This window comes from Actinomycetospora aurantiaca, from assembly GCF_037401875.1.
Taxonomy (GTDB): domain Bacteria; phylum Actinomycetota; class Actinomycetes; order Mycobacteriales; family Pseudonocardiaceae; genus Actinomycetospora; species Actinomycetospora aurantiaca.
This window is the reverse complement of the sequence record NZ_JBBEGN010000005.1, coordinates 317,137-331,039: the sequence shown is the minus strand read 5'-3', so window position 1 is coordinate 331,039 and position 13,903 is coordinate 317,137. Positions and strand designations below refer to the sequence as shown.

At 74.9% G+C, this 13,903-nt stretch carries 14 protein-coding genes; 8 read left to right on the top strand and 6 right to left on the bottom strand.

Annotated elements, in window-relative coordinates; genetic code table 11:
- Together WCD74_RS13825 and WCD74_RS13820 are read right to left on the bottom strand one after the other, a co-directional pair.
- Positions 1-657 carry an Rv3235 family protein gene (locus WCD74_RS13825; RefSeq protein WP_337695409.1) on the bottom strand — a complete coding sequence of 219 codons (657 nt, stop codon included), beginning with the start codon at positions 655-657 and terminating at the stop codon, positions 1-3.
- 51 nt (positions 658-708) lie between these two features.
- Positions 709-1,512, bottom strand: coding sequence for a TrmH family RNA methyltransferase (locus WCD74_RS13820; RefSeq protein WP_337695408.1), 804 nt, complete (start codon positions 1,510-1,512; stop codon positions 709-711).
- Positions 1,513-1,567: 55 nt separating this feature from the next.
- Between WCD74_RS13820 and WCD74_RS13815 the strand changes: the two genes are divergently transcribed.
- The 3 genes from WCD74_RS13815 to WCD74_RS13805 are packed head-to-tail and all read left to right on the top strand — an operon-like array spanning position 1,568 to position 4,472.
- The gene (locus WCD74_RS13815) at positions 1,568-2,983 is read left to right on the top strand and encodes a WS/DGAT/MGAT family O-acyltransferase (protein WP_337695407.1); all 1,416 of its coding nucleotides are present in this window, start codon (positions 1,568-1,570) and stop codon (positions 2,981-2,983) included.
- Positions 2,980-3,957: a patatin-like phospholipase family protein gene (locus WCD74_RS13810; RefSeq protein ID WP_337695406.1), complete on the top strand. Its 978-nt coding sequence runs from the start codon at positions 2,980-2,982 to the stop codon at positions 3,955-3,957. The genes WCD74_RS13815 and WCD74_RS13810 overlap by 4 nt, the downstream gene beginning before the upstream one ends.
- A complete protein-coding gene (locus tag WCD74_RS13805) occupies positions 3,954-4,472 on the top strand; it encodes a DUF6912 family protein (protein ID WP_337695405.1) in 519 nt (172 codons plus the stop codon). The genes WCD74_RS13810 and WCD74_RS13805 overlap by 4 nt, the downstream gene beginning before the upstream one ends.
- A 161-nt stretch (positions 4,473-4,633) precedes the next feature.
- Here WCD74_RS13805 and WCD74_RS13800 read toward each other — a convergent pair whose 3' ends face one another.
- Positions 4,634-5,587 carry a patatin-like phospholipase family protein gene (locus tag WCD74_RS13800; RefSeq protein WP_337695404.1) on the bottom strand — a complete coding sequence of 318 codons (954 nt, stop codon included), beginning with the start codon at positions 5,585-5,587 and terminating at the stop codon, positions 4,634-4,636.
- A gap of 118 nt (positions 5,588-5,705) precedes the next feature.
- Entirely contained in the window at positions 5,706-6,947 is a 1,242-nt protein-coding gene (locus WCD74_RS13795; RefSeq protein WP_337695403.1) for an FAD-binding domain-containing protein, read from the bottom strand.
- A 51-nt stretch (positions 6,948-6,998) separates the two neighbouring features.
- Between WCD74_RS13795 and WCD74_RS13790 the strand changes: the two genes are divergently transcribed.
- A complete protein-coding gene (locus WCD74_RS13790; RefSeq protein WP_337695402.1) occupies positions 6,999-7,832 on the top strand; it encodes an SDR family NAD(P)-dependent oxidoreductase in 834 nt (277 codons plus the stop codon).
- Positions 7,829-8,293 (top strand): DUF3237 domain-containing protein, encoded by a 465-nt coding sequence (locus WCD74_RS13785; RefSeq protein WP_337695401.1) that lies wholly within the window; start codon positions 7,829-7,831, stop codon positions 8,291-8,293. The genes WCD74_RS13790 and WCD74_RS13785 overlap by 4 nt, the downstream gene beginning before the upstream one ends.
- On the opposite strand, the gene rsgA is transcribed toward WCD74_RS13785, so the two are convergent.
- Together rsgA and aroA are read right to left on the bottom strand one after the other, a co-directional pair.
- Positions 8,290-9,297 (bottom strand): ribosome small subunit-dependent GTPase A, encoded by a 1,008-nt coding sequence (gene rsgA / locus WCD74_RS13780; protein ID WP_337695400.1) that lies wholly within the window; start codon positions 9,295-9,297, stop codon positions 8,290-8,292. The genes WCD74_RS13785 and rsgA overlap by 4 nt on opposite strands.
- Entirely contained in the window at positions 9,294-10,661 is a 1,368-nt protein-coding gene (gene aroA, locus WCD74_RS13775) for a 3-phosphoshikimate 1-carboxyvinyltransferase (RefSeq protein ID WP_337695399.1), read from the bottom strand. The genes rsgA and aroA overlap by 4 nt, the downstream gene beginning before the upstream one ends.
- A 164-nt stretch (positions 10,662-10,825) precedes the next feature.
- Here aroA and WCD74_RS13770 point away from each other — a divergent pair, with 164 nt between their 5' ends.
- The 3 genes from WCD74_RS13770 (at position 10,826) to WCD74_RS13760 (ending at position 13,903) form a co-directional block, all read left to right on the top strand.
- Complete coding sequence (locus WCD74_RS13770; RefSeq protein ID WP_337695398.1) at positions 10,826-12,415, top strand: ATP-binding protein; 1,590 nt, start codon at positions 10,826-10,828, stop codon at positions 12,413-12,415.
- Between the two features lie 61 nt (positions 12,416-12,476).
- Positions 12,477-13,250 (top strand): SOS response-associated peptidase, encoded by a 774-nt coding sequence (locus WCD74_RS13765; protein WP_337695397.1) that lies wholly within the window; start codon positions 12,477-12,479, stop codon positions 13,248-13,250.
- Positions 13,247-13,903: an alpha/beta hydrolase family protein gene (locus WCD74_RS13760; RefSeq protein ID WP_337695396.1), complete on the top strand. Its 657-nt coding sequence runs from the start codon at positions 13,247-13,249 to the stop codon at positions 13,901-13,903. Before WCD74_RS13765 ends, WCD74_RS13760 begins: the two co-directional genes overlap by 4 nt.

Genomic DNA, 13,903 nt, shown 5'->3' with positions numbered 1-13,903 from the left:
CTAGCCCACCACGAGCTCGGTCAACCGCCAGCCGGTGTCGGCGAGCTCGAAACGGGCGGCGACGGCGCGCGTCCGGGGCGGGCGCGCGGCGGTCGACCGGCCGCGGGTCGGTGCCGGCCGGGCCGGGCCGGCCGGGCCCACCGGGCAGAGCGCCGCGGCGACCTCCACGGCGAGCACCGGCCGCGGCCCCGGGACGACCACGGGGCACAGCCGCAGCCCGCGCACCCGCGTGCCGGGCCCGCCCCGGCGGACGGCGGCGCGCACCACGGCCGCGACCCGGTCCAGGACCTCGGCCGGGCAGACCCCCGCCAAGTGCTCGACCGGCCGCCGTCCGTCGAGGACCTCGGCGACGGCCGCGAGCACCCGCAGGGCCAGCGGTCCGGCCTGCGCCCGGGCACCCTCGAGCGCGGCCTCCCAGGCGCGGGTATCGGGTGCGGGCGTCGACCCGACGGCGGGTGGGGGCTCCGGCGGCGGCGTCGGCGCGAGGTCCGCCAGCACCGCGTGCAGCGGGCGCAGGCGTGGCCGCGGACGGCGGTCCATCCGTCGCGCGAGGCGCGGCGCCGTGCACGCCCGGCCCTCCCGTGGCCGGACCCCGGCGGGCGCTCCCGACCCGCCCCGGAGCGGCGCCGGCCCCGGCTCGTGCACTGCCACGCTCATGGACGCGACTGTAGGGACGCCCGCCGTCGGACAGGGCCGGTTTGGATGATCTCAGTCCTGGGTACGGCTCGGCCCGCGCCGCGCGAGCTCGAAGCACGCCAGCGTCGCCGCGCACGCCGCGTTGAGCGACTCGACCCCGCCCGCCATCGGGATCGCGACCGTGTCGTGCAGCTCGCCCCGCACGTCGGAGGTGAGGCCGTCGGTCTCGCCGCCGACCACCAGCGCGGTGCGCGGGGCCAGGTCCGCCGTGAACAACGACGCCGTCGCTCCGCCGTCCAGCCCGAGCAGGACGAACCCCGCCTCGGCGAGTGCGGCCAGCCCGGCCGCGGCGGTCCCGGAGCGCAGCACGGGCGCGTGGAACGCCACCCCCGCGGAGGCCTTCACCACGAGCGGGTCGATCGACGGGAGACCGTGGCGGGGGAGCAGCACGCCGTCCAGCCCGGCCGCGGTGGCGGAGCGCAGGATCATCCCGACGTTGGCGGGGTTGGTGAGCCCGTCCAGCACCAGGACCCGGGCGCCGGCGTCCGGCCCGAGGGCGGCGAGGAACCGGTCGAGGGTGCGCATCCCGGGAGCGACGACGTCCGCGATCACGCCCTGGTCCTGCCGCCCGTTGCCGGCCAGGACCTTCACGCGGTGCGCCGAGGCGCGCGTGACCCGCACGCCGCGGGTGCGGGCGGCGTCCATTATGGAGCGGACGGCCCGGGGATCGGCGCCCTCGGCGAGGACGACCTTGTCGACCTCCAGGGCCGTGTCGGTCAGCGCCTCGAGCACCGGTCTGCGGCCGTAGACGGTGACGAACCGGTCCTTCGGCGAGACCTCGTCCGGGCCCCTGTCGTCCTGCTCCTGGCGTGACATCGCCGACCACTCTGGCAGACGGAGCGCCACCGGCCGTCGTGCGAGGATCGAGGCCATGCCGGACCGCCTCACGGCCCTGGACGCCTCCTTCCTCTACATGGACCAGCCGACGACGCCGATGCACGTCGGCAGCGTGGCCGTCTTCCGCAAGCCCCGGTCCGGCTTCGACTACGAGCGCCTCGTCGAGCTCATCTCCGGGCGGATCGGGCTGGTCCCGCGGTACCGGCAGAAGATCAAGCAGATCCCCTACGGCGTCGCGCGTCCGGTGTGGGTGGACGACACCGACTTCGACGTCACCTACCACGTGCGCCGCTCCGCGCTGCCCGGCCCGGGCACCGACCGGGCGCTGAACGAGCTGGTCGCGCGCCTGATGTCCCGCCCGCTCGACCACACCCGGCCGCTGTGGGAGATGTACCTGGTGGACGGGCTCTCCGGGGGCCGGGTCGCGATCGTCACGAAGACCCACCAGGCGATGGTCGACGGGATCGCCTCGATCGACATCTCGCAGGTCGTGCTGGACGACTCCCCGGACGGCCGCGACGAGCCCGACGACACCTGGACCGCACGTCCCGAGCCGCCGGCGTGGAAGCTCGTGCTGGACGCGTTCGGGGAGGCGGTCGCCCGCCCGGGCAACGCCGTCGAGGCCGCGCACGCCGCGGTCCGCGACGCCGCGGACACCGTCACGAAGGTCGCCGGGGTCGCGGGCGGGCTGCTCTCGGCGGTCCGCACCGCGGTCCGGCCGGCCCCCACGAGCCCGTTGAACGTCCCGATCTCCACCCAGCGGCGCTTCGCGCACGCGCGGACCGAGCTGGAGGACTACCGCGCGGTCCGGCGCGCGCACGGCGGCACGATCAACGACGTCGTCCTGACGGTGATCTCCGGGGCGATGCGCAACTGGCTGCTCTCCCGCGGCGCCTCGGTGACCCCGACGACGACGATGCGCGCGATGGTGCCGCTCTCGGTGCGCGGCGAGGCGGCGGCCACCGGCGCGATCAGCGGCGGCGGGCTGCTGGGCAACCGGATCGCCTCGTACCTGGTGGACCTGCCCGTCGGCGAGCCGAACCCGGTGCTGCGGATGCACCACGTGGCGCACGCGATGCGGGAGCACAAGCAGTCCGGGCAGTCGGTCGGGGCGAACGCGCTCGTCCGGGTGGGCGGGTTCGCACCGCCGACGCTGCACGCCCTCGGCGCCCGCGCGGCCAGCGGGCTGTCGCGGCGGCTGTTCAACGTCGTCGTCTCGAACGTGCCCGGGCCCCAGCACCCCCTCTACGCCGGCGGCGCCCGGATGCTGGAGATGTACCCGGTGGTGCCGCTGGCGAAGGGGCAGTCCCTGGCCGTGGGGCTGACCAGCTACGACGGCGGCGTGTTCTACGGCTTCAACGCCGACCGCGACTCCATGGCCGACGTGGACGAGTTCGGCGACCTGGTGACGGAGGCCCTGGCCGAGCTCGTCGCCACGGTGCCGCGGTGAGCCCGACCCGGACTCCCTCCCGGCGCGCGATCGTCCTCGGTACGGGCGGCTCGCTGGGCTACGCGTGGGCGGTGGCGGCGCTGTCGACGTGGCAGCAGCACACCGGGCACGACGCCCGCGACGCCGACGTGCTGATCGGCACCTCGGCCGGGTCGATCATCGCATCCGCGCTGGCCAGCGGGGTCGCCGTCGACGACCTCGTGTCCCACCTGCTCGAGCCGCGGGAGAGCCCGTCGTCGGGGACGCGCCCGCGTCGCCGGGGGGCGCGCGGCGGGCTGCCGCCCCTGCCGCGGGTCGGCCCGGGTTCGGTGCGGCTGCTCCGTGAGGTCGCCCGGCACCCGCGGCGCTTCCCGCCGCTCGCGGTCGCCTCCGCGCTGCTCCCGGTGGGGCGCGCGGACACGAGCGGCGTGACCCGGCTCGTGTCCTCGTTCGCGCCCGAGGCGTGGCCCGCGCCGCCGGCCGCGCCCGAGCTGCGGATCGTCGCGACCGACTACGACAGCGGCGCCCGCGTCCCGTTCGGCCGCGGGGGCGCCCCGCCGGCGTCGTGCGCGGAGGCGGCGAGCGCGTCATGCGCGGTACCGGGCTGGTTCGAGCCGGTCCGGATCGGCGGGCGCCGCTACGTCGACGGCGGCGTCTGCTCGGCGACGTCGGCCGACCTGCTGCTGGGGACCGACATGCCGGCCCTGGACGAGGCGCTCGTGCTGGTCCCGCTGGCCCGCCGCGGCCGGGCACGCCTGACGGGGGTGGGGGGTGCGGCCGACGGACTGTTCCGTGGGATCGTCGGGGGCCGCAGCGCCCGGGAGATCGGGCGGCTGCGCGGGGCCGGGTTGCGCGTCACCTCGCACGCCCCGGGACCCGAGGACCGCGCGGCGATGGGGTGGAACGTGATGGACGCCCGCAAGCAGGGCGACGTGGTGCGCACGGCACTGCGGACGACGGCGCAGTGGTGGGCACGCGAGGACCGCGACCGGTGAGGATCTACATCCCGACGACCGTGGCGGGCCTGCGCCGGCTCCTCGCCGACGAGGCGATCCAGCCGCTGTCGGGGACGGCGTTCGCGCTGACCCCGTCGCTGCGCGAGGCCTACCTCGCCGGCGACGAGGAGGAGCTGGAGTACGTCGCGATGCTCGAGGCCGCGCGGTCCTCGCTGCGGCTGCTGGCCGCGGAGTGGGCGGACGACCCGGAGGCCCCGGCGCGCCGGGCGGTCGTGACGGCGGACGTGGACGACGTGACCCTGCGGCCGGACCTGGACGCCTCGGTGGTGCGCGTGGCCGGCCCGGTCCCGATGGCGAGGCTCGCGTCGGTGCACCTCGACCTGGAGGACGCCGCGGAGGACGTGCGCCGCGCGGCGGAGGTGGTCGACGCGGCCGACCTGGGCGACGAGGACGCCGAGCTCGCCCTCGGCGACGCCGAGGACCACGACCTCGCCTGGTACGGCGTGCAGGAGCTCCCGTTCGTGCTCGAGCTCGACGTTCCCGACGGCGGGTAGGGCCCGGTCGCTCCGGCGCGAGAGCTACGTCAGGCAGGTCCCGGGGCTTCGGAACCTGCACTGTGTCGCGCTCGGCGGGGCGGGCGCCGGGGCCCGCAGCGCGAGAGCTACGTCAGGCAGGTCCCGGGGCCTCGGATCCTGCGCCGTGTCGCACTCGGCGATCAGAGCCCGACCGGCGACGGCCGGCGGGCGAGGAACGCCTCGCCGGCGCGCTCGCCGTCGGCAATGAGTCCCCGGAGGAAGGCCGGCGAACGGTCGGCCGCGGCGGCGGAGTCGAGGCGGCGCTCCAGCTCGATCCGGTCGATCGCTACCTCGCGGTAGCCGGCGCCGTCGAGGTAGCCCGCCCGGACGAACTCGTTGATCTTCTCGATCGCGTCGATCTCCTGCTCCAGGGACAGGTTGGCCGTGAGCTCGGCCCGCCGGTCGGCGATCGCCCCGGGGGAGCGCGGCTCGACGTCGATCACGCGCGGGAAGAGCTGCACGATCCAGATCGCGTCGGGGTCGAGCGCCGGGAGGTCGCGGATCGGCGGGTTCTCGGAGAACACGCCGTCCCAGTAGACGCCGTCGTCGGTCTCGACCGCCCGGAACAGGGTCGGGATCGCCGCGCTGGCCAGCACGGCGTCGACCGTGATCTCGCCCCGCCGCGAGTCGAAGCGGCGGAACGCCCCGCTGCGCACCTCGACCGCGCCCAGCTGCAGCGCCGGCCCCTCGTCCCGGGGCAGCGCGGCGAGCAGGCCGAAGTCGACCCACCGCTCCAGCAGGGCCCGCAGCTGGGTCCGCGCGATCTCCGGGAACCGGTACGGGTCGAACGCGGGCAGCGGCAGGACGCCGAGGTCGCGCAGGCGCAGCAGACCGACCCCGACCGCGTTCGTGACGGCGTCCAGCGGCGCGGTCGCGGCGTTGTCCCGCCAGAACCCGTCGAGCAGCTCCACCGCCCGCGCCCGCCCGCCGGTCCGGTAGCCGTACCAGGCCAGCAACGCGCAGATCGCGCCGCCGGACGTCCCGGTGAACGCGACGGGCTCGACGTCGGGGGAGCGCAGCAGCGGACGCAGCACACCGGCGGTGAACGCCGTCTGGCTGCCGCCGCCCTGACAGGCGATGGCGACTCGGGGCACGCCGCGATGATGCCCGGACCGAAGGACGCGACACGCGCCCGTCTCCCTCGTGATCGCCACCTCGTGAGCGACACGCGCAAACGCACGTGCGACACGCTCACGAGGTCCGCGCGGGAGCTCAGCCGACCCCGTCCGGACGTTGCGGCATCCCCTTGCGCCAAGCGGTGTAGCTCTGCAGCCGCCCGGCGCGGGGCCGGAACAACCACGCCCAAGGGTGCACCGCCGCCGGCTCCACCCGGGCCGCGTGCCGCCGGAAGCCCGGCACCGGCGCGAACGTGACCCCGACCCGGTGACGACCCTGCCCGGACAGCTCCTCGGGCACGGACCCCCGGTACAGCTCCACCGGGCGCCGCGTGGCCAGGTCGGCCAGGGTCTCCGTCAGGAACACCAGCCGCTTGCCCGACAGCCGCAGCCGGCGCAGCAGCGGCTCGTCGAACACGAAGACCGCGGGGACGTCGGGGTGGGCCACCAGGGCCGGGTCGTCGTCGCCCAGGGACTCCGCGGTCAGCCACACCGCGTCGACCTCGTTCTCGGGGGAGACGGTGGGACCGCCGGTGGCGTCCGGGTCCGGGTCCGAGCGGAGCAGCTCCGGCGGATCGAGGCGCGTCGTGCGCTGCTCCGGCGGCCAGTCCTGGACCGGGCACGCGGCGTTGAGCACGCAGTTCGCGCAGAGCTTCGGCGCCCGCTTCTCCACCTGGTGCCGCGAGAAGCCGTAGGCCTTGCCCGTGCCGGACCCGACCGTCCACTGCCACCCGAGCCGGTTGGCCGCGCGCGACCCGTCGAGCAGGTGGGTGAAGAAGGCGTCGTCGCCGTCGCGCCACCGGGCGCCCGCCCGCACGGTCCACTGGCTGGAGAGCCACATCCGGCACTGGTTGACCAGCCAGCCGTCGTCGTGGAGCTCCGTGAGGTTGACGTCCATGCAGTTCATGTCCCGCGGCCACGGGTCGTCCCACTGCTCGGGCGGCTGCGGCGGCCGGGCGCGCAGGTCGTCGCCCAACGCCGGACCGAGCCGGGCGTACACGTGCCGGGCGTACTCCTGCCAGGCGAGCTCGTCGCGGTACTTCGTGCGGTCGCGTTGCGGGGCGTCGGCGACGTGCTCCCACAGCGCCGGCAGCGACAGCAGACCGTGCCGGATCCAGGGCGACATCTTCGACGCCCCCCGCCGTTCGGGCGGCCAGACGTCGTTGCGACGGCGCGCGTAGTTCGTGACGTCGAGCGCGTCCAGCGCCGCGTCGGCCGCGGTCTGCCCGCCGCGGAAGGCCCCGGACGCGGCCGGGGTGTCGCAGGCGAGGTCGCCGAGGTGTTCGGCGACGAACGCGACGGCGGCGTCGGGACCGGGTTCCGGGACGGAGAGCTGCACCCGGGGGCGTACCCCGGGAATACCGATCCATCCCGCGGCGTCGCACCCTCCATGCCCCGCACCGTCGCCATCACCGGCGCGACCGACGGCCTCGGCCGCGCCCTCGCGCTCGACCTCGCCGCCGAGGACGACGTCCGCCTGGTCCTGCACGGCCGCTCGGCCGAGCGGCTGGAGGACCTGTCGGCCGAGGTGGCGCAGCGCGCCGCCCACCCGCCGCTGACCGTGCAGGCCGACCTCGCCGACCTCGCGCAGGTCGCCCGCGCCGCCGACGAGATCGCCGAGCGGGCCGGGGAGCTGCACGTCCTGGTCAACAACGCCGGCATCGGCAGCGGCGAGCCCGACGGGCGCGTGCGCCGCACGAGCGTCGACGGGTACGAGCTGCGGTTCGCCGTGAACTACCTCGCGACGTTCCTGCTCACCGAGAAGCTGCTCCCGCTGCTGCGTGCGTCGGGCGACGAGCGGGCCGCCCGGGTCGTGCACGTCGCGTCGGGGGCCCAGCACCCGCTGGACTTCGACGACCTCATGCTCGAGCGCTCCTACGACGGTGGCCGGGCCTACGCGCAGAGCAAGCTCGCCCAGATCCTGCACGCGGTCGACCTCGCGGAGCGCCTCCCCACGGACGAGGTCACCGCGAACGCCCTGCACCCCGGCACGTACATGCCCACCAAGATCGTCCTGAGCGAGATCGGGCGCTCCGTCGACTCCCTGGAGTCCGGCGTGGCCGCGACCCGCCGCCTCGCCGTGGGCGACGACGTCGAGGGCGTCACCGGTCGCTTCTTCGACCGGCAGCGCGAGGCCGGCCTCCATGCGCAGGCCGGGGACCCCGAGGCGAGGGCCACCCTGCGGGCCCGGAGCCTCGAGCTGGTCGGCGGCCTCCTGTCGTGACGCTGCCGGTGCCGGTCCTGGAGTTCCTGGCCCACGTCGAGGTCGAGCTGGCCGAACCCGTCGACCTCGAGGTCACCGACGCCGGGCACCGGCGCATCGTCCCGATCGTCGGCGGCACGGTCACGGGGGAGCGCTTCTCCGGCGTCGTCGTCCCCGGCGGGGCGGACTGGCAGGTGATCCAGGCCGACGGCGCGACCACGATCGACACCCGCTACCTGCTGCGGTCGCACGACGGCGCCGACGTGTTCATCCGGACGGCGGGCGTGCGCGCCGGCCCGCCGGAAGTGCTGGCCGCGCTGGCACGCGGCGAGGACGCCGACCCGTCGTCGTACTACTTCCGCGTGCACGCGACCTTCGAGACCTCCGCGCCGTCGTACCGCTGGATGACCCGGGTCCTGACGGTGGCCGTGGCCGAGCGCCGGGCCTCGCGGGTGGTCTACGACGCGTACACCCTGACCTAGATCTCCCAGGCCGGGATGTGCAGGGCCTCCAGCACCCGGCGCAGCGCCGCGAGCCGCCCGGCCGACAGCCCGCCGGACTCCACCAACGGGTCCAGCGCGCACTCCGGGTCGGCCGGCGGCCCGAGGTGCGAGCACCCGCGCGGGCAGTCCTCGACCGCCGTCGCGAGGTCGCCGAACGCGGCGACGACGTCGTCGGGCGAGATGTGGGCCAGCCCGAACGACCGCACCCCCGGGGTGTCCACCACCCACCCGCCGTCGGGGAGTCCGAGCGCGACCGCGGACGTGGACGTGTGCCGCCCCTTCCCGACCCCGCTGACCACGCCCACCGCCCGCTCCGCGTCCGGCACGAGGGCGTTGACCAGCGTCGACTTGCCCACGCCGCTGTGCCCGATCAGCGCGGACACCTGGTCGTGCAGCAGGTCCCGCAGCGGGTCCGGATCCCGGTCCGAGCGGGTCACGACGACGGGCAGGTCCAGTTCGGCGTACTCGGCGGCGAAGGGCTCCGGGTCGGTCAGGTCGGCCTTCGTCAGGCACAGCACGGGCGCGAGGCCGCCGGCGTACGCGGCGACGAGGCAGCGGTCGACGAAGCCGGTCCGCGGGACCGGGTCGGCCAGCGCGGTCACGATGACGAGGTTGTCGGCGTTCGCGACGACGACCCGCTCGTAGGGGTCCGTGTCGTCCGCGGTGCGGCGCAGCACGCTGGTCCGGTCGGCCACCCGCACGATCCGCGCCAGGGTGTCGTCGGCGCCGGACGTGTCGCCCACGAGGTCGACGTGGTCGCCGACGACGACCGGCGTGCGCCCCAGCTCCCGCGCCCGCATCGCGACGACCCGTGCTGCCGGCTCGTCGTCGGGCGCGCAGGTCCACCGTCCCCGGTCGACGCCCACGACCATGGCCGGCCGGGCGTCGGCGTGGTCGGGCCGGCGCTTCGAGCGGGGTCGGGTGCCCTTGCCGGGCCGGACCCGGACGTCGCTCTCGTCGTAGCGCCCGGCCGCACCCCTCACGCCGGGATCCCCACCCCGCGGATCAGGGCGGGCCAGTCGTCGGCGAAGTCCGGGAGGGTCTTCGCCGTCGCCGCGACGTCGTCGATCGCGAGGCCCGGCACGACCAGGCCGAGCAGCGCGCCCGCCGTCGCCATCCGGTGGTCGGCGTAGGCGCCCCACGGCCGCGTCGGGGTCAGTCCCGACGCCGGGTGGACCTCCAGGCCGTCCTCGGTCTCGGCGACGTGCGCCCCGACCGCGGTGCACTCGGCGACCAGGGCGGCGAGCCGGTCGGTCTCGTGCCCGCGGATGTGGGCGACCCCGCGCAGCCGGGAGGACTCCCCGTCGCGGGCGGCGACCACGGCCAGGGCCGTCACGGTCGGCGTGAGCTCGCCGATCTCGCCGAGGTCGACGTCCACGCCGCGCAGCCGGTCGGGGCCCCGCACCGTCAGGCCGTCCGGGCCCTCGGTGAGCTCCGCCCCGAACGCCTCCAGCGCCCGGCGGACCGCGGCCAGCGGCTGGAGACCGGGCAGGTCGTGGCGCGACTGCGTGTGCCGTTCCGGGTTCGCCGCGGGCCGCCGCTCCGGCCACCCCGCGACCGTCACCCGACCACCGGTGATCATCGCGGCGGCCAGGTAGACCGCGGCGCCGGAGAGGTCCGGCTCCACGACGAACGTCGGGTCCGGGACGACGGGCCCCGGCGACACCGCCCAGCGGGAGTCCTCCGAGGTCACCGTGATCCCGGCGAGCCGCAGCATCGTCACGGTCATGTCCACGTGTGGCAGCGACGGGACGGGCGTCGAGGACGTGACCGCCACCCCGTCGTCGTACCGGGCGCCGGAGAGCAGCAGGCCGGAGACGAACTGCGAGGACGCCGAGGCGTCCACGGTGACCGACCCGCCGCGCACCCCGCCGCGGCCGAGCACGGTGAACGGCAGCCGGTCGGCGTCCGCGGGCTCCAGACCGACGCCCAGCCCGCGCAGCCCCTCGAGCACGCCGCCCATGGGACGCGTGCGGGCGTGCGGGTCGCCGTCGAACTCCACCGGGCCGTCGGCGAGCGCGGCCGCGGGCGGCAGGAAGCGCATGACGGTGCCGGCGAGCCCGCAGTCGATCCGCGCGGCGCGCAGCCTCCCCGCGGGGACGACGTCGACGTCGACGGTCCCGTCCCGGCCGTCGCGCACGGTGGTCCCGGCGCCGAGGGCCGCCAGTCCGTCGACCATCAGGCGGGTGTCGCGCGAGCGCGCCGCCCCGGCGACGGTGCGCGGCACGCCGTCGGTGGCGAGCGCCGCGAGCAGCAGGGCGCGGTTGGTGATGGACTTCGAGCCCGGCACGGCCACGGTCCCGTGCACGGGACCGTCGGCGGCGGGCGCGCTCCAGGGACTCGTCACGTGCCCCATCATGGCCCCTCGCGACGTGAGGCATTCCGGAGTATCCGGGATGCCCGTCGTGGACGGCCACCCTTATGCCATACTTCTTACCCTCAAGGGCGGGGAGAACAAGTATGGCATATCCGGTTCACCACCCTCGAGCTGCTGGTGAGTGGCCGAGGGCGATGACCGCCGAGGAGTTCCTCCGCGCATACGCAGGCGAATCGAACCACGTCGAGTTCAAGCAAGGGGTGTCCGAAGCGCGCATCGCTCGTGCGGTCGCAGCTTTCTCGAACACCGATGGCGGTGTCGTGCTCGTCGGGGTCGGTCCTGACGGGCGAGCGGTCGGGGTCAACGTCGACGGGGAAGCGCTGGCTCGGCTCCACCGCGTGGTGGCCAGCGTTCACGACGGTGGCCGGTACGAGGTCGGTGTCGTCTCCGTCGGTGACGTCGACATCGCGGTCCTCTCCGTCGCTCGGCGCGAGCAGGGGTTCGCGCAGACGGCAGAAGGGCTGGTCGTCGTCCGACGGGAGGCCATGAACGTGACGTTGATGGGTGCGCAGCTCGCCGAGTTCGTCACCGGCCACGCGCTCGCTCGCTTCGAGGCCACGGCAACGGGTCTGACCGTCGAGCAGGCCGATCCGGCTCTCGTCGACGACGTGGCGAGCCGGTTCGGTTGGTCGACCGACATCGGCGATCGCATGGTGGAGCACGGTCTGGCCACCGGAACGGGTGCGCGGGGAGCGCTGACCGTTGCGGGCGTCCTCTACCTGGTCGCGGAGCCGGAGCGTGTGCTCGGCAAGTCGTACATCGAGGTGTTCCGCTACCGGGACGACGCCACGATGGTGGAGGACAAGAGGTACCGGATCACGGGTCCACTGCCCGTACAGGTCGCCGGTGCGACCTCTCGTGTGACCGACGAGATCGGGTCGGAACTGGCCGTGGTCGGACTCCGGCGGTATGAGATGGAACGCATACCGCTGGCTGTCCTGCGTGAAGCGGTGGCGAATGCCGTCGCTCACCGCGTCTACGAGGACAACCGTCGTCCGGTGACCATCGAGATCCGGCCGAGCCGGGTGCTCGTCCGTTCTCCCGGCCCCTTGCCCGAGCCCGTCACGGTGGCGAACCTGAGGGAGCAGAACGCTGCCCGCAACCTGGCGGTGATCGACGCCCTCCGACGCTATCGGCTGGCAGAGGACGCAGGTCGTGGGATCGACCTGATGCAGGACGTCATGGCGGAGCAGCTGCTCGACGCTCCTGTCTTCGACGCCGACTCGACGTCGGTCAGCGTCAGTCTGCCGATGAACAGTGCGGTGGCACCGTTCGAGCGCGCCTGGATCGGCGAGATCGAGAACCGTGGAGCGCTGAAGCCGCGAGACCGGATTCTCCTCGTCCACGCCGCGCGAGGTGAGGTGCTCACCAACACGGTCGCCCGAGAACTTCTCGGAGCCGACAGCACCCACGCCCGTGGTGCACTGCAGCGCCTGCGGGACGCGGGCTTCCTCTCCCAGTCGGGGGAGCGCGCCGGAGCCAGATACGTCCTCGCACCGTCGATCGCACCCCCGCCCGGTCTTCGTCTGTCGAGTGCGACTCTCCGGCAGGACGTCCTGACGCTCGCACGGTCGGAGCCGCTGACGAACAGGCTTCTGCGGGAGCGGTTCGCGCTGGACCGCGTGGAGGCGTTGAAGCTCCTCAACGATCTCGTCGATGCCGGCGACCTGGTTCGGGTCGGAGAACGTCGCGGGGCGCGCTACCTGCCGTCCGACGACCGATGACCGATGACCGACGACCGGTCGAGGACCGGTCGGGGTGCCGAAGCGGTGCGACAATCGCTGTATGTGCGGTCGCTACGCCCTCGCCAAGGATCCGGCCGACCTGGCCGAGGAGTTCGACGCACGGGACGCCACGGACGGGACGCTGGACACCCCCGAGTACAACGTCGCGCCCACGCTGACGATCCCGGGGGTCGTCGACCGGCACCCGCGCGACGAGGACGGGACACCGGACCCGCAGTCGCTCGAACGCTCGGTCCGCGCGATGAGGTGGGGTCTGGTGCCCTCCTGGGCCAAGGACCCGTCGGTCGGGAACCGGATGATCAACGCGCGGGGTGAGTCCCTGCTGGAGAAGCCGGCGTTCCGCAAGGCGGCCGCGTCGCGACGCTGCCTGCTCCCGGCGGACGGCTGGTTCGAGTGGCTGCGCGACGGCAAGCAGAAGACGCCGTACTTCATGACGTTCGCCGCCGACTCGACGTTCGCCGGGCGCTCCCTCGCGCTCGCGGGTCTCTGGGAGACCTGGCGTCCGGAGCGCGGCGCCGACCCGCTGGTCTCCACCACCGTCGTCACGATCGACTCCGCCGGTCCGCTGACCGAGATCCACCACCGGATGCCGCTGGTCCTCCCGCCCGACCGGTGGGCCGACTGGCTCGACCCGGAGAACGACGACCCGACCGGGCTGCTCGGGCCGTCCGAGGAGATCCTCGCGGCGATCGAGATGCGGCAGGTGTCGTCGAAGGTCAACAACGTGCGCAACCACGGCGCGGAGCTGGTGGCCGAACACCACGAGCAGCCCGAGCAGCAGGGACTGGATCTCGAGGCGGTCAACCCGTCGTGATCGTCGGGATCGACGAGTTCGAGGTCCCGACCCCGCACGGACCCGCCGTCGTGCACCTGGAGCACCCGGGCTACTGCGGGGGCCTGCTCGTCCTGGGACACGGCGCGGGCGGTGGCATCGAGGCCCCGGACCTGCTCGCCGCCGCCGCGAGCGCGCCGGTCCCGATCGCCGTGGCCCGGGTGCTGCAGCCCTATCGCGTCGCCGGGCGCAAGGCCCCGCCACCGGCCGCGCAGCTCGACGAGGCGTGGGCGTGCGTGCTCGCGGAGCTGACGGAGCGGTTCCCGGACACCGACCAGGTCCACGGCGGCCGGTCGTCGGGCGCGCGGGTGGCGTGCCGGGGTGCGGTGGCGGCTCCGAAGCGTCCGGTCGGCGTCCTCGCGCTGGCGTTCCCGCTGCTCGCCCCGGCCCGCAAGGACGGGACCCGTCCCGACCGCTCGCCCGAGATCGACGCCGTGTCCGACGCCGGCATCCCGGTGCTCGCCGTGTCCGGCGACCGCGACCGCTTCGGGGTCCCGCCGGTCGCGCCGCACCGCGAGGTGGTGACGGTGCGCGGCGACCACTCCCTGAAGGCGAAGGGCCCCGTGCGCGAGGCGATCGAGCCGTGGATCGCGCGGTTCTTCCCGCCGCTGCCGGACGGGCTCGTGCTCGAGTGA